At 34.4% G+C, this 16,124-nt stretch carries 19 protein-coding genes; 17 read left to right on the top strand and 2 right to left on the bottom strand.

Going from position 1 to position 16,124, the window contains the following annotated elements; genetic code table 11:
* Positions 1-38: 38 nt before the first annotated feature.
* A complete protein-coding gene (locus ACX9TM_RS16680; protein ID WP_001190318.1) occupies positions 39-1,238 on the bottom strand; it encodes an MFS transporter in 1,200 nt (399 codons plus the stop codon).
* Positions 1,239-1,253: 15 nt separating this feature from the next.
* On the bottom strand, positions 1,254-1,670 hold the full coding sequence (locus tag ACX9TM_RS16675) for a MarR family winged helix-turn-helix transcriptional regulator (RefSeq protein ID WP_000343680.1): 417 nt from the start codon (positions 1,668-1,670) through the stop codon (positions 1,254-1,256).
* A 189-nt stretch (positions 1,671-1,859) separates the two neighbouring features.
* On the opposite strand from ACX9TM_RS16675, the gene phaZ reads away from it, so the two are divergent.
* The 17 genes from phaZ (at position 1,860) to ACX9TM_RS16590 (ending at position 16,107) form a co-directional block, all read left to right on the top strand.
* Positions 1,860-2,762 (top strand): intracellular short-chain-length polyhydroxyalkanoate depolymerase, encoded by a 903-nt coding sequence (gene phaZ, locus ACX9TM_RS16670; RefSeq protein ID WP_000594877.1) that lies wholly within the window; start codon positions 1,860-1,862, stop codon positions 2,760-2,762.
* 61 nt (positions 2,763-2,823) lie between these two features.
* Complete coding sequence (locus tag ACX9TM_RS16665; protein WP_000549500.1) at positions 2,824-3,051, top strand: hypothetical protein; 228 nt, start codon at positions 2,824-2,826, stop codon at positions 3,049-3,051.
* A 118-nt stretch (positions 3,052-3,169) separates the two neighbouring features.
* Complete coding sequence (locus tag ACX9TM_RS16660) at positions 3,170-4,366, top strand: MFS transporter (protein WP_065382101.1); 1,197 nt, start codon at positions 3,170-3,172, stop codon at positions 4,364-4,366.
* Positions 4,350-4,550, top strand: a complete 201-nt coding sequence (locus ACX9TM_RS16655) for an NETI motif-containing protein (protein ID WP_000166303.1) — start codon at positions 4,350-4,352, stop codon at positions 4,548-4,550. Before ACX9TM_RS16660 ends, ACX9TM_RS16655 begins: the two co-directional genes overlap by 17 nt.
* 563 nt (positions 4,551-5,113) lie before the next feature.
* Positions 5,114-6,349: a CapA family protein gene (locus tag ACX9TM_RS16650; RefSeq protein ID WP_072769951.1), complete on the top strand. Its 1,236-nt coding sequence runs from the start codon at positions 5,114-5,116 to the stop codon at positions 6,347-6,349.
* Between the two features lie 48 nt (positions 6,350-6,397).
* Positions 6,398-7,129, top strand: coding sequence for a M15 family metallopeptidase (locus ACX9TM_RS16645; protein WP_000241995.1), 732 nt, complete (start codon positions 6,398-6,400; stop codon positions 7,127-7,129).
* A 646-nt stretch (positions 7,130-7,775) separates the two neighbouring features.
* Entirely contained in the window at positions 7,776-8,198 is a 423-nt protein-coding gene (locus ACX9TM_RS16640) for a hypothetical protein (protein WP_000883457.1), read from the top strand.
* A gap of 26 nt (positions 8,199-8,224) precedes the next feature.
* On the top strand, positions 8,225-8,530 hold the full coding sequence (locus ACX9TM_RS16635; RefSeq protein ID WP_000014538.1) for a WXG100 family type VII secretion target: 306 nt from the start codon (positions 8,225-8,227) through the stop codon (positions 8,528-8,530).
* Between the two features lie 22 nt (positions 8,531-8,552).
* Positions 8,553-9,272, top strand: a complete 720-nt coding sequence (locus tag ACX9TM_RS16630) for a DUF5081 family protein (protein ID WP_065382103.1) — start codon at positions 8,553-8,555, stop codon at positions 9,270-9,272.
* Positions 9,272-9,598: a hypothetical protein gene (locus ACX9TM_RS16625; RefSeq protein WP_059303594.1), complete on the top strand. Its 327-nt coding sequence runs from the start codon at positions 9,272-9,274 to the stop codon at positions 9,596-9,598. Before ACX9TM_RS16630 ends, ACX9TM_RS16625 begins: the two co-directional genes overlap by 1 nt.
* 32 nt (positions 9,599-9,630) lie before the next feature.
* Positions 9,631-11,313: a YwqJ-related putative deaminase gene (locus ACX9TM_RS16620; protein WP_063220617.1), complete on the top strand. Its 1,683-nt coding sequence runs from the start codon at positions 9,631-9,633 to the stop codon at positions 11,311-11,313.
* A 1-nt stretch (position 11,314) separates the two neighbouring features.
* Positions 11,315-11,767, top strand: a complete 453-nt coding sequence (locus ACX9TM_RS16615; protein ID WP_063220681.1) for a toxin-antitoxin system YwqK family antitoxin — start codon at positions 11,315-11,317, stop codon at positions 11,765-11,767.
* Positions 11,760-12,458, top strand: a complete 699-nt coding sequence (locus tag ACX9TM_RS16610) for an endonuclease V (RefSeq protein ID WP_033690210.1) — start codon at positions 11,760-11,762, stop codon at positions 12,456-12,458. Before ACX9TM_RS16615 ends, ACX9TM_RS16610 begins: the two co-directional genes overlap by 8 nt.
* A 241-nt stretch (positions 12,459-12,699) precedes the next feature.
* Entirely contained in the window at positions 12,700-13,527 is an 828-nt protein-coding gene (locus tag ACX9TM_RS16605) for an HNH endonuclease (protein ID WP_072769954.1), read from the top strand.
* A complete protein-coding gene (locus ACX9TM_RS16600; RefSeq protein WP_000049179.1) occupies positions 13,524-14,012 on the top strand; it encodes an SMI1/KNR4 family protein in 489 nt (162 codons plus the stop codon). The genes ACX9TM_RS16605 and ACX9TM_RS16600 overlap by 4 nt, the downstream gene beginning before the upstream one ends.
* Before the next feature lie 397 nt (positions 14,013-14,409).
* Positions 14,410-15,279: an ADP-ribosyltransferase gene (locus tag ACX9TM_RS16595; protein WP_224742190.1), complete on the top strand. Its 870-nt coding sequence runs from the start codon at positions 14,410-14,412 to the stop codon at positions 15,277-15,279.
* A 48-nt stretch (positions 15,280-15,327) separates the two neighbouring features.
* Entirely contained in the window at positions 15,328-16,107 is a 780-nt protein-coding gene (locus tag ACX9TM_RS16590; protein ID WP_016124905.1) for a hypothetical protein, read from the top strand.
* Positions 16,108-16,124: the final 17 nt, after the last annotated feature.

Here is a 16,124-nt window from a genome sequence, read left to right as displayed (position 1 = left end):
AGGAAAGTAAACGGGGAAGTTTACTTTCCTTATTAACGCTAAGCGGAAATTTTTCCGTCTGTAGGTTGTTTCTTGAATTTTTGTTTTCGTCCGTGTAATCCATAATATAAAAGTAAAGTGAACGCAACGATAATAGCTGCGATAAAATACATATTATGATAACTGGATTTCGCTGCGACAATACCTAAAATGAAAGAACCAAAACCAATACCACTATCAAAGAATGAGAAATACGTAGCTGTCGCAGAACCACGTCTATGGTTTGGAGCGGCAGAAATCGCAATCGTTTGGAAACTCGGAATTAATGTCCCGTAACCTAAACCGATTAGCATACCTGCGCCAAGGAACCAAAATGAAGTTTGTGCTTGGCTTAATATGAACATTCCGATTGTGAAAATAATGATAGCAGGGTAAACGAGTACATTTTCACCGAAGCGATCAAAAATCTTTCCTGTAAATGGACGAGAAATGACAACAACAAGTGCGTATAAAATAAAGAAGTAACTTGCAATTTCACTTAAACCGAGTTCTTTCGCATAAATAGGAATAAAGGATAAAATACCACTATAAGAAAAGGCTAAAACAAATCCTGTAAGTGCAATCGGAATAGAAGATGGTTCGATTAAGTCTTTCCATTTCATTTTTTCACGTTTTTGTTTGCTAACAGGTGCTTCGTGCGGAATATCTACAAGTAGTCCTAATAAAAATGCAAGTAATGAAAATACGGAACAAACGATAAATAATACAGTAAACGAAAAATGAGAAATAATTGTTAAACCTAAAAAAGGACCAATTACCATCGGCAGACTCATAAATACGCCGAAATATGCAAGCGCTTCGCCTCGTCGATGAGCTGGCGCAACATCAGTTACAATCGTACCAGTAGCTGTCGTTGCCATCCCGAACCCAATACCGTGCAAGAAGCGAAGGGCAAGTAATAAGAATAAACTTTGCGCACCGAAATACATAACAGTAGCGGCTAAAAATAATGAAAGTGAAATAAATAATATTTTCTTTCTTCCTAAATCATCGAGCCATTTTCCTGTGAATGGTCTACATAAAACAGAAGAAATAAGAAACACAGTTGCAACTAAACCAATTTCCTCAGGTTTTCCTTTTAGGCCGTCTATAACATAGACAGGCAGAGTAGTCATAAGCATGTAAAATGTTAAGAAGAGAAATAGACTACTAAAACAAGTTCCGAGGAAATCCTTCGTCCAAAGTTTCTCACTTTGCATCGTCATCCCTCCAATTTAATCTAAATTTTTAATAATTTGTTGTAACACTTGAAATGCTTGATGTAAATCATCTTCATTAATACCTTCTAGCGTTTTTTCTTCGAAAGTATCAACTTCTTCTTGCCATACTGGAATCATCTTTATCGCTGTTTCGGATAAAGAAATGAGCTTCTCGCGGCGATCTTTACCTTCTGTACGAATAATCCATCCCATCGTTTCCATACGTGTTAACGTACGAGTCATCGTTGGTGATTCAACATTTAAATACTGGCACAATTCTGTTTGCGTACAAGAACCAGTTTGATTAATGCGGAAAATAACAGCCCATTGCGCACTAAATAACCCTGTTGGAGATACACGTTCATTAAATTTCTTCGTAAACTTTCGAGAAGTCTGGCTGACGATGTGAAAAAAATGTTGTTTTTCGTCCATGTATTTTGATCCTTTCAAATTAGTTACCTAGCTAACTATATACTTTTTTATAATAATTGTCTAGTAATAGACATGTTGATTTATGTAAAAAATTCTTATAGGTTTTATGTTGCGAACGTATATTCTACGTGCTATTCTTTAATTAAGTAAAGAATTTTCTTTCTATTAAATAGAATGGGGGAACTTGTGATGATTAAGCCTGCAACAATGGAGTTTGTTTCACTATCGAACGGAGAAACGATTGCATATCAGGAAGTTGGAAGGCGAAATACAGATATTCTTGTACTCATTCACGGGAACATGACATCGTCACAACATTGGGATTTAGTTATTGAAAAGTTGCAAGATCAATACCATATTTACGCTCTTGATTTAAGAGGGTTTGGACAATCAACGTATAATCAGTCGATAGATTCATTACAAGACTTTGCAGACGATGTAAAATTATTTATTGACGAGTTAAAGCTAGAGAAATTTTCATTAATGGGCTGGTCAATGGGTGGTGGCGTTGCGATGCAATTTACAGCGAATCACCCAACTTTTGTAGAAAAGTTAATTTTAGTAGAATCAGTAGGAATGAAAGGATACCCAATCTTTAAAAAAGATACGAATGGGCAGCCGATTGTATCAAGTTTAGTAAAGACGAAAGAAGAAATTGCGCAAGATCCAGTACAAATCGCTCCAGTATTAGATGCGATAAAAAATATGAACAAACTATATTACCGTACAGTATGGAATCTATTAATATATACACATAATCAACCTGAACCGGATCGTTATGAAAAGTATTTAGATGATATGTTAACGCAACGTAATTTCGTAGATGTGAATTATGCGCTCATTACATTTAATATTTCAGATGAACATAATGGGGTTGTAGAGGGAAGTAAACAAATTCATCGTATTAAAGCGCCAACACTCGTCATACAAGGTGATAGAGATTATGTCGTACCGCAAGTAGTCGGTGAGGAATTAGCGAAACATTTGCCAAATGCAGAGTTGAAGGTATTAGAAGATTGCGGACACTCGCCGTTTATTGATTGTTTAGATGTATTTATAAAACATGTAGAGGATTGGTTAGAACAGAAATAATCCCCGAAATGAGAAGTGTTGCATATACTATAACATTTGTATGTATAAGGGGAGATTATCAATGCATAAACCATCCTTAATCGCTTATTCGCCATATAATCATCATATCTATACAAAAATAATGATAGATCCGATGTATATGCAAGTTTCACCAGCTGTAGTTCCTTTACAAATGCAGCAGCCACTAACAGCTCATATGCAACATTACTTATATGGACCTTCATTTTATGAAAATCCATATTTTAAACATTTTCATTACAATGTGAAAGCGCAAGTTTGGGAAGGATAAGATAACAAGCTAAAAGGTTCATTCTTTTAGCTTGTTTTTTATTGCGAATATTCGTACACGCATTTGAAGAAACAGTTTATAATGAAAAGTGGAAGCGTGAGAAGGAGAGGGACAGAGGATGTCAATGCGTTTTACTTTTTGGATTATGGTTGGGATTGTAGCAATCTCGGGTTTGTCACAAGGAATGCTCTTACCGGCCATTGCAATGATTTTTGAACAAGAAGGGGTTAGTTCAAGTATTAATGGTATTCATGCGACGGCATTGTACATTGGGATATTAGTTATTTCGCCGTTTCTTGAAAAACCGATGCAAAGGTTTGGAATGAAGCCGATTATTGTTATAGGTGGGTTTCTCGTTATTATTTCATTATTCTTTTTTACACAAACATTTTCATTTTGGGTATGGTTTATCCTTAGATTTCTAGTTGGAGTTGGAGATCATATGCTTCATGTCGGAACACAAACATGGATCACGACAACATCACACCCAAGTAAAATAGGGAGACAAGTATCGATATACGGTGTATTCTTCGGAATTGGTTTTGCCGTTGGTCCGTATTTAGCAAGCACTGTGCAGTACGGTCTTGCAACACCATTTATTATATCTACTATACTTTGTCTAATAGGTTGGCTTTTACTACTTCCAACAAAAAATGCATTCCCAGCGCAAGATGAAAGAGAAGTGAAGAGTGAATCATCATTTTCTCGTTATAAACAAGTTGTTGGATTAGGATGGATTGCATTGCTAGGTCCACTTGCATATGGCGTACTTGAAGCGATGTTAAACAGTAACTTACCAGTATACGCACTTCGTAAAGGGTGGTCTGTTTCAGATGTATCCTTCTTGTTACCAGCATTTGCAGTTGGGGGTATTATTACACAAATTCCGCTCGGTATATTAAGTGACAAATACGGAAGGGATCGTATTTTAACGTGGACGTTCTGCATAAGTACGGGCATTTTTCTACTTGCCGCCGTATTTGATCAATATTACTGGATCGTCTTTGCCTGCATGCTTTTAGCGGGTATGGTTATTGGATCGTGCTTCTCTTTAGGGCTTGGATTTATGACTGATTTATTACCGAGACATTTACTACCGGCAGGTAATATATTATCCGGAATCGCTTTTAGTTTAGGAAGTATTATGGGACCTGTATTAGGCGGCGTATTTATAGAAAAAATACAGTATACAAGCTTTTTTATTGCGGTTATGATTATAATGGGAATTCTCGCAATGTTATATATGGTCTACATGAAAAATCAATTTGCATCAAGAAAAATAGAAAGTAGGTTAGGGCATGACAAAACAACCTAATAAAAAGAAATTTGAAGTACTTGAAAATGAAACAATTACAGACTGCTTAGCACGTATGGAACAAGAAGGCTACGCTCCGTCTCGTCGTATGGAAGAGCCAATCTTTCATGAAGTAAAGAAAGACGGCAAAACAGTAGTTGAGCCGTGCGGTAGGAAGATTGTTTTTGAAGGGAAATTGAAGTAATCCAATAACAAATTCTCTTTATAGTATAGAGCCATCCAATAGTTGGGTGGCTTGTTTTTTTATTAATCAATGAAGGAATTGAATAGAATGAATCTCTCGTTCATTTCTCCTAATGGGCTTCTTTATATGGGACAAAAGATTGCTACTTTTTTCGTATATTGGTAAAATAAGTTCTTGGGTCTTACTTATTGTTATCGGTATAATGTTTGTCGCTTGAATGAAAGAAATTAGTTACAAAAATTTCGCACTATGCAAAGGGGTACAGCAACGATCCCTTTTTTGGAGGCACTTTAAACATAAAGCGAGAGAAGAGGCTATATGAACGATTCTCCTATCTTGTTTAAATATTAAACAAGTTATTGCAATTGGAATAGGTATATCAAACTAGTCGACATCCTGATGGAATCGATAGATTGCTAGAAAGCGGAAAACAATTATTAGTATATTCCGAAGCAGGTGTAACAGAGTGTCCTTCCATAATTAAGGGTAAAACCAAAATACGTTGTTGTAAAGAATGATTTGTTAGAACTGGTTATAAGGAATAAAACAGAAAAGAGGATCACATGTTAGATACTTTACAGAAAAGTAAAAAGTTTTTTTTAGTATGTCTTATTTTTTTAGTGCTTTTAACCGCTTGTGGTAATACAGATGTTAAGACATCTAAAGCTTCATTACCACCGGCTGAATCCAATATAGATACATCATTAAAAGCACCGAATTGGGTAGAGAAAAGTCCTATCCAACAGTCTCCTAATTTTACGGAAGATAAAAAAGTACAATCGGTTGTGAATTTAATAGCAACGGGTGATAATTTATATCATGACGCAGTAATTAAAGATGGCAAACAAAAAGACGGTTCATATGATTATAATTATATTTATGAAAATATCAAAAAAGCTGTTAAATCAAGTGATCTTGCTATCGTGAACCAGGAGACTCCGATTGCCGGAAATAATTTAAAAGTACAGGGATATCCGACTTTCAATACACCTGAAGAAGTAGGCCAATCTTTAGTGGACACTGGGTTCAATATAGTGACGCAAGCGACAAATCACGCTATGGATATGGGTATTAAAGGTGTTGCGAATACAAGAGAATACTGGAAGAAATATCCGGATGTTATCCCGGTAGGTATTAATGAGAGTCAAAACGAGCGTAATGAAATAAAAACGATTACAAAAAATGGTATTCGTTTTGCGTTACTCAATTATACATATGGTACGAATGGAATTAAAATTCCAGCTGATAAGTCTTGGACTTTAAATTTAATTGATAAAAAAGCGATACAAAATGATGTGGAAAAGGCAAAGAGTAGCTCTGATATGGTGATTGTTATGGTGCATTGGGGAGTAGAATATACCTCAACACCTTCAAAGCAACAAAAAGAAGTTGCTCAATATTTAACAGATTTAGGTGTAGATGTAGTAATTGGAAATCATCCACATGTAATTCAACCAATTGAGTGGAAACAAAATAAAGATGGACATGAAACGCTAATCTATTATTCTCTTGGAAATCTTATTTCTGCGCAAGAAAAACTAGAAACATTGGTTGGAGGATTATCTTATGTACAATTTGTTAAGTATGAAGATAAAACTTTTGGTATACGACAAGCGGCAATCGTACCGACAGTAACCGACTATGCTGATGGTAAGAAACAATTTAAAATTCAATTTTTAAAAGATTATTCGGATGAAAATTCTAAAAAACATGGAATTAAAAAGTTTGTCGGCCCCGTTTCTTTGAAGGATTTCAAGGAGATTCCTAGAGACGTGTTGGGAAATTGGTATAAAGACTAATAAACAAAAAGGGAATGAGATACAATTAAAAAATTTATAATTTTAGTATTGGTATTGGCAATGGGATGGAGTCTTGCTGCTTGTAGTGGAAAGCAAACATCTCAGGAAACTACTAATAATAACGATAAAAATAAAAATGAAATACATGCGAAGAAAAAAGATGTTTTACCTATCTCTGATGTTAATGATTGGAGAATTATCCTTGTAAATAGAGAGCATATGTTATCAAAGGAACTAGGAATTGAATTAACAAGTATCACCCAAAATGCGAAGCCAAATATGAAAATAGATAGTAGAATTGCAACTTCCTATCAGGATATGGTAGCAGCTGCAAAAAAAGAGGGAATCAATCTTTATTTAAGATCAGGTTATCGAGCTATAAAATTACAACAAACTTATTATGATGCTTCAGTTAAAAGCTATAAATCTCAAGGTTTGTCGGATAAAGAGGCTAGTGCTAAGGCATTGGAATATCTTCAGTATCCTGGTGCAAGTGAACATCATACTGGATTAGCGTTAGACATTATTTCAGTTGAATGGCAGAATACTGTAGAAGATTTAAATGCAAAATTTGAAACTACCGATGCATTCAAATGGTTAGATAAGAATGCTGCAGAATATGGATTTACTCTCCGCTATCCAAAAGATAAAGAGAATATTACTGGCATTAAGTATGAGCCATGGCACTATCGTTATGTAGGAAAAGAAGTTGCTGTTTATCTAAAAGAAAAAGGGTTAACTTTAGAAGAATATAACGAAAAAATTAAGTCTGGTAAGTAAAAATATGCTTTAATTTTATTAAACATTATGCACTGCTACAGGAAAAGGTGAATCTGAGGATGTGTTAACCTTACGCCTAGTATTGTAAAAACTGAGTATGATAATTTGAGCACGTATGAACCAGTTATCGTGTAAAAAGATGTATGTATTAAGAAATTAAAGTTAAGGATCTGATATTCATATCAGATCCTTTTTCTATCGTTCTTTTAAGAGCGACTGAGCCAAAATATTGGAATGAATATAGAAAACAAAACAGCCCAAGAAATAGTATAACGAATCAGGGAGCCTACTCGTACGCTTCATTGGGATTATCCAGAAATAGTTGTTGATGAAATAAGAAAGAACTGGTCTTACTCTCAAGCAAGGATTTAATACGAATGAATTGGATAAAAGGTAGTAATAAAAAACACTGCGCCTGGCAGTGTTTTTTATTATTTCTGCACATAAATACATAGTCATATTGATTAAAGTTTCACTTTATTGAAGAAAAATGCGAAAGCCATTCATAAAATATGGAAATGTTAAAATCCCTTTGATAAAATAGCAATATGTAAAAATAATTATTTGTTAATTCTTAATGTAATGAATATTCATGTTTAAATATACGGATTTAACTACATAGTTATTGTGCTAAAGGGGGAGAAAGATGTTAGATGAATTGTACAATGCTTTTTTAAATGCGTCTGGTTTTACAGAAAGTGCGAGGAAACGAGATCGGTATGATGATTTACATGATTATTTAAAAGATAAAGAAAGAGAGTTAAAGCAATTCATTCAAGAGGCTGAATCAGCGAAGAGAGATTATGAGAGTAAAAGTAATGGTTTAGAAGCTAATAAAATTCCAGCAGTTGAATTTGAACAAAAACGTCATGAAAAGGATGAAGACTTAAATACAGTATTATCCTATTTTAAAAGTGCATTAAGCGATATTGGATCTGCGAAAAGTACAGCTTATGCAAAGTATTTGGAATATAAAGCGAAAGCAGAATCGGAGAAAGCGTCAGCATACGCTGCAGCGACCAAGGCTTTTGAAGAAAAGAAAAAGGAATTTGAAAACTTTATCCATTAAGCATACAAAGAATGGAGGGAACCAACATGAGTGGTAAAGAGGTTGAAATTATAGGAAGTAACACTGCAAGTGCCATTTCTTACGCACAAAACATTGAAAATGGTATGAAGGATTCTTTAAACCAAGCGAAAGACTTAAAAGCATATGTCACAGGTGCGAAATGGAATGGAAAAACGCGAGATGCTTTTTTAAGTTATCTTGATTTAATCATTCAATATAATTCAGAAATGGTAGAGGCATTTGAAGGGCATACGAAAGCTTTGAAAGAGTTAGATAAAAGCATTCAAACGTACGGAGATAGATCGGAAGTAAGAGCGATAAAACAACTGTGATGGAGAAACGAGGGATAAAAGAATGGGGAAAGAAATGAGTTTTGCACCTGCTGAATTATATGTTCTCGCAGGTGCAGCTGGGGTTACCGATATATTTGGATTGCCAAACCGTGACGTAATTATTTTACTTGATGCAGAATGTGTCACGAAAGCAACTACGAGTTTAAAAGAAAAAGGCCTACTTATAAGTGAAAATGGAATTACCCCTGCAGCTTTTCAAATAATTGAACTATTAAAGGAATATGAAAATTGTCATGAATACACGAGAATGAATAATGTATTAATTGGCTTTTTAAAAGAGGATAAAGATCGAGTGGCTGTATTAACGGAAATAGAGCCAAATAAAAAATACGAGATCGACTACATACCAAAGCCAGACGTATATTTTTCATTATTAACACGCATCCCTTTCTTATTGAGAGAACCAAGGGAAATAGAAGATACATTTTTCTCAAAGAGAATGACAGAAGAAGAACAACAAACATTTGAGGAAAAAGATTTATCAAATAAAGATGTTATAGCGATAGAAACGTATACGAGGCCTCGAAGTAATAGAGGAGGAAAATGGGAATGTTTCTTATATTTCACTGAAGGAGAAGATTTCGTTCAAATTGATGTAGAACGTAATCGATATGACTGGGTGAGTCTCTATGCTGTAAATAAGAAATTGTATGACGTGTTAAAAATGCCATATAAAAAGTTAATTGACCCGAGACAATTTTCGTTAGGAGGTATTGAATAATGCAAGTATCAATGGGAGATGGTGGTTCTGGTGGTGGAGAAGAAGTATTAGTTAATTTTCAAGAACTACTTGATATAGTAATGAAATTAGAAAATATATATAAAATCCATTTAGACGTCATTGGAACGAATATTGAGAGTTTATTAAGCTGTGATTTTTATCAAAAAGGTGAAGCGATGAGAGTAATTGAAAAATATCCTGATATATTACACAAAACACTTGAATTGTCTGAACACTATTTGAGGTCGGCGAAAGTTGTAGGAAATGTATGTGTAGAAATGCTTGAAAAGGACGAACAATTACGTGAAATATTAAGTAAGTTGTAGAAATCACCATACGGCTGGGGGATGAAAACGAGATGGATGTGAAATATAGACCTGAACCATGGCAAAACATGGGAGAAGGTATGAATCGAATTACAAAAGATGCACTCATGAAATTACGGGAAGCAAATGAGTCATTAAAAAGAATTGATGGAAGAATACGAGATTTAGACTCGGATGGTAGTATACATTTTAATCCTAAAGATCAATCGCAAAAAATCGGGGAATTACTTGATAGTTATACGACATTACAAAAATATTGCGGAGAAGTAGGGCGAATAGTCTCTGAACATATAGATAAACCTTTTTTAGTAGAAATGGATAAATTCGCTCAAAAAATGAGAGATACATCTATTCTCAGTTTCGAAACAAATAACCGAATTGGCTCTACAACAACGACAGTATTACCAGGTGCGCATGCAGGCTACGGGAGTGTACCACAAACAATACAGAAGAAGAAAGATAAAATAACAGTAGAAGATATTTTTAAAGATTCACCTGCATTTGATAACGTACTGAGAGGGGAGTACAAAGAACTAAAAAAACAAAATCCAGATGCAAAATTAAATTATGAAGAATACAAGAAAGTAGTCCCATCCACACGAGGATTTGAATACAAATCGATAGAAGATGAACAGAAAAAACTAGAAATGGTGCGAGACATAGGAATAGGCGTAGGAATCATCATCACAACAATCCTTTGTCCACCACTTGGGGCCGCTGCCGCAGTAGTATACGGAGGTGTACAAATAAAAAGCGGTATCGACGGAGAAGACTGGGGAACACATAGGAAATTGAGCCAAGAAGAGCGGGTAGGAAACATCATTTTTGGTGGATTAGACGCAATCCCAGTTGTTGGAGCAGTAGGAAAAGGAGTAAAAGCATTCAAAGGGACGAGTGAATTAGCTGATTTAGCCAAATTATTAAAATTCAAAGAAGGAATGCCTGGTTTTAATCCAAATTTGGGTAAAAATGTGGTACAATCGCTTAAGGAAAATAAGACTTTAAAAAATGCACTAGATGCTATGAAAAATACTCCTATTCCAGTAGCAGTTAGGATGGTGGATACTGGAATAGGAGTGAAGATTCCTTATGTAGAATCTTCAACTGTTGGAGAAGTAGCTGGAAAGTTTTCAAATGCAAGTACGGCAGCTAAGGATGACGCTTATCAACTTGCTAAGGGTACGGGTGAAGTTTCTAATAGTAGTGAAAAATTAAGTAGAATAGAATACTTGCGTAATAAATATGGTCGATTTACTCCACAAGAATTAAATCATAGAATTAATTTGCGTGGTGCTGTAGAAAAAGAGGTTGAAAGATTAAATACATTAGGGCTAACAAAAAACGAAATGGGTCCAGCGGTTGCAGGAACATTTGATAAAAATACTGGAAAATATTATTTTGGAATTAACAATACTGACGGTGATATTCCAGTTACATTGCACCCAATTATTAGGGATCGGATAGAGAACATGCCTAGTAGTGTTAGAGATGGTTATAAATTTACGTATGGAGCAGGTTCCCACGCAGAGGTATACTCCTTGAATGAGGCATTACTTGCGAATCCCAACGCACAGCCAACAGATTTTATTACCCACGTCGTAAGATCTGGTAAGAAATTGAAACCGGCTGGTATGATGATGCCAACCTGTCCACATTGTAATTTTATTACTGAAGGATTTGAATTTAGTTCAGAGGTGAGAAAAATTGGAAAATAAGATGGATGTATTAAGTAAAGAATATGTATTAGAACAGGGTATAGATTTTGATGAGGAACTATGGTTTACCTCTTACAGCGATGAAGTGCTGGATAACCCAGAAGATGAAGGTGGAAAACCTTTTACTGGATTAGCTTATGAGTTATATGAAAATGGGAATCTAGCGTATTACTGTTATTATAAGAATGGTTTTAAAGAAGGTAATTATGTTAAATTTCACCATAATGGGAAAGTTAAATCTATAGATTACATGATAAAAGGACAAACAAGAGGTATAAGAAAAATTTGGTATGAAAGCGAAGAACTCAAATATGAAGGAACGTTTAAGTTTGGCGTTTGTTTAAAATATACTGAATGGGATAAACAAGGGAATATAATTAGGCAAAAAGTTGCTCCAACAAAAGAGGAATTAAGACTAATTACCCGATTATCTGATTGTGATGATAATGAATAATTTTGATGAAAAGAAATTAATACAAGAGTTTTCAAAAATCCAAAGTGAATTATCACCTAGAATTAAATTAGAAAATAATTTTCAAATAGAAGAGATACAATTTATCGCAGGGGTAGATTTGGCTTATTGGGATGTGAATAAAACTAAGTATGGTACATGTTGTATTGTAATCATTGATTATGGTACAAAGGAAGTTGTCGAAAAAGTATACAGTTATGGAGAAATACCAATCCCTTATATTCCAGGTTTCCTTGCATTTAGAGAGTTACCTTTAATAATAGAGGCAGTTAAAAAGCTAACAAAGCAACCAGATATATATATTTTTGATGGTAATGGATATTTACATTATCGTCACATGGGTATTGCTACTCATGCTTCCTTTCTTCTAAATAAACCAACTATTGGTGTAGCAAAAAGTTATCTTAAAATTCGAGATGTAGATTTTATTATGCCAGAGAATCTAAAAGGGTCTTACACTGATATTGTAATAAATAATGAAGTCTATGGTCGAACTTTAAGAACGACCAAAAATGTTAAACCTATTTTTGTTTCTTGTGGGAACTGGATTGATTTAGATACAAGTACTGAAATTGTTATGAACTGTATTAATAATGAAAGTCGTTTACCTATTCCTGTTAGATTAGCAGATTTAGAAACACATAAAATGAGGAAGAAGTTAATGGAAGGATAAAATAGTGTATTCTATATTTATTAAGCAATAAATATAAGTAGAATGCATTTATATAAACTTGTAAGTTTTACCTAGTATTTGTCACAACATGTAAAGGCTGTCGAACTGTTACTAAAAAACTTACAAATTAAATACTACTTAAAAACATATAAATTTAAAGCACTTGATTGTCTACGAAAGGCAACAAGTGCTTTTTTAATAGATAGACATGCTATAAATTTTTAGAAATTATTTTTTATGAATTCAGGCTAATGAAAATTACTATTATTATATAATTGAAAATACATTAGCAAAAGGTGCGGACTCCGTATCCCCATTCTTTAAAGGTGTAGAAATACTGCCAGATGGAAGTGTCGTTAGATCTGGAACGAATTATAGCGGGAAATTCCAAGAAGCCCATGATGCCTCAAAGGCGAGTATTCAGAGTAAGATCTCGAATTTGGAGAGTGGTGGGGTTAAGGGTACGGGTAACGCTGTTCATAGATCTGAAATTGACGAAGTAATTAAAAATAATTACGATAAAGACGGGAACTTGATTAATAGATCAATTGTTCCTAAGGGATATGATAGTGTTGAAGATTTCTTAAAACAAGTAGATGATACTACCATCAAAGAATTTGGGTATGATAGTGTTGAAGAGTTTAAAGAAGTGGTAGGTTATGTTGATGAATATTTGAATGCCTCACCTAAAAATAATATTTTAAATAAATCATTAGCGGGAGGTACACATGTGAAAGGTGTAGACTACGATGTACTAGGATTTCCTATTTTTAAAGGAGATGCTGTTAAGTTTCAAACAAAGTTGGATAAAGGGATGTTTATAGCATCTGATGATAAACAGTTTAAGTTCTGTACAAAGGCATTAAAAGAAGCAATAGAGAAGGGAGATATACCAAAGGAAATCTTTACAGAGAAACAGCTCCGGGATATTTATAATGAGGAAGCTAGAATAAAAGGATTGACTTGGCATCATCATCAAGTACCTGGTAAAATGCAGTTAGTAGTGTCTAAAACGCATAAAGTTAACCATTTAGGTGGAAATGCATTATGGGGGGATGGAATCAGATGAGTAAGGTACAATGGAGATCACCAGATGAACCTATTATACGAGAAGATGTAAAGAATGTTGAACAGGAATTGAACATTAATTTTCCTTTAGATTATATAGAATGTGTGATGAAGAATAATGGAGCGCATGTTAGTCCAGAGGTGTTTGAAGTTGAAGGGAAAAGAAAGGTTTTTGGAACGTTATTAAGTTACGATATGGATGATGATGAAAATATTATAGAAGTATTTGATGATTACAAGGATACACTACCGGCAGAATTAGTTCCTTTTGCTTTTGACCCAGCGGGAAATTTAATATGTTTTGACTATAAAAATGACAAAAATAACCCTGTTGTGGTATTTTGGGAACATGAAAATGCTGGTGAAAAAGAAATGTTGATGCGAGAAGAAGGATTAACAGAAGAACAAGTGGAAGAACGTGCAAGAGAAAATGTATTTTACATTGCAGATACATTTACTGATTTTTTAAGTAAATTACACGATTAAAAAATATAATGATGAATGAAAAATAAAGTTTATGTGAAGTGGATAGAAAAAATAATAGGGTGTTTGAAAATAGATACTCCATGATGGTTGTACCATCATGGAGTACTGTGTGCAATGATAGAATAGAAAACGAAGTACGAGCTTAGGCGAAATGACATTTTATATGGCGGTGAATATAAACACATGGAATGTACATTAAACTAACGAACTTGTACAAACTCGTAAGTTTTAACGTAGTAGTTGTCATGGCATGTAAAAGGTGTCGTACTGTTAATACAAAACTTACAGATCTTATAAATCTTACAAATTTATGCTACTTAAAAACATATGAACTTAAAGCACTTGATTGTCTATTTGAGGCAACAAGTGCTTTTTTGTGTTTTAGCGTAGAAATAATGTGGTACAATCGCTTAAGGAAAATAAGACTTTAAAGAATGCACTAGATGCTATGAAAAATACTCTTATTCCAGTAGCAGTTAGGACGGTGGATACTGGAATAGGAATGAAGCTTCCTTATATAGAATCTTCAACTGTTGGAGAAGTAGCTGGAAAGTTTTCAAAGGCAAGTACGACAGCTAAGGATGACGCTTATCAACTTGCTAAGGGTAGTGGTGGTAGTAACGCAAACCCAAACAAAATTAAACTAACCCCGGAAAGAGAAAAATACTATCGAATAAAAATAGATGAAGCCAAAGCACGGGGGGATTATAAGGAAGCAGATAACATTAGGTATAATCGTCATTGTGAAGAAACAAAAGAGCCTTTAGAACGTAAAGAGTGGGATGTTAAGCGTGAAAATTTAAAGAAAAGTCAAGAGCGTGGAAGAGAAGAAGAAATAAAAGGAAGAAAAGCTTTGGGAGAACACCTAAATCGTACATTAGAGGACAATAACTCTGGCAAGGTTGTTACGTATACATCCAGTGAAGGGCATCTTACGCGTCCAGATAGTATAGGTCGTAATGCTAAGGATGAAATCGATTTAGTTCATGATCACAAACACAAAATAAGTGACAAAGAACACGTTATTCATAATGACAGCCAAATGCGAGCTGAAAGAGAGATGCTCGAAGATAAAAGTGGAAATCATATTGTGATAATATCAAGTGATAAACCTGATTTGAATGGGATTCCTCCTAAACCAAGACCAAGTGGGCCTTTAGGAGAAAAGAGTGGGATTTACTATACTGACCCAAGTAGTGGAAAAGTGACTCATAAATGGGAGGGCAATTCACGTTTACCTGGTGGAGGTCGATGGAAAAAACTATGAATAAAAATTATTATGTGACTATATTTTTTAGTATTAAGGAGGATATACATGAAACCTGATTTTTTCTCAATTACAATGTATCCTACAGTATCTTTTAACGAAGAAGAAGTATTAGGTCGTCTTTTGGATGTGTTTGAGTCAAATGAAAAATTTGCTCCTACTCATTGGGGTAACAGTGAAATGGTACGAGTAGAATATAATCGTCAGGAAATCCTGGAAAAAGTAGTTTCAGAGCGTATAGTATCAGAAGTTTACCTGTATCGTGATAAATCTGTGAACTACACAGGACGTTTTCAAGTTAACTGGAGCCATCGTTCATTTTTAGAGTTTGAGTTTCATAAATCAATACCTAAAAAATTATGGTCTGCTTTTTTTGAGTTATCTGATCAAATCGCAGAAGCTGCGAAACCAAGTTACGGAGTAACTCAAATTTTTTGGCCTTTATCATATCCGTGGAATACCGACCGTGAACGTTTACAGATGTGGATGGAAATATCTTCCCAGCCAATACCGGTTAGGTTTCTTCCTAACGGTCCCTTAGGGATAGGCGCTAGAACATACTTTAGTGGTCATATTTTAGAAATGTTTGATAAGGAATTATTACAAAATAGTCCAGCTGTGGTATCTGAGCTAGATTGGGGTGGGCTTTGTATTGATATTTTAAATAATCCATTAGGGAGTGATAGTGATACATTACTTGATAATTGGCTACAAGTAATGAAGTATTTGGAACCAGCACAAGTAATGGCTATACCAAGTTTTGATGAAGATCAAATGGGTGTAACTTATTCTCCAAATATTGCTTGGAAGGACTATCTGAAAAGCTAAATGAAAGGAGATCGTAA

Source organism: Bacillus sp. LH1 (assembly GCF_057924895.1).
Note: the sequence above shows the minus strand (reverse complement) of the source record. Positions and strands in the feature narration are given on the sequence as shown.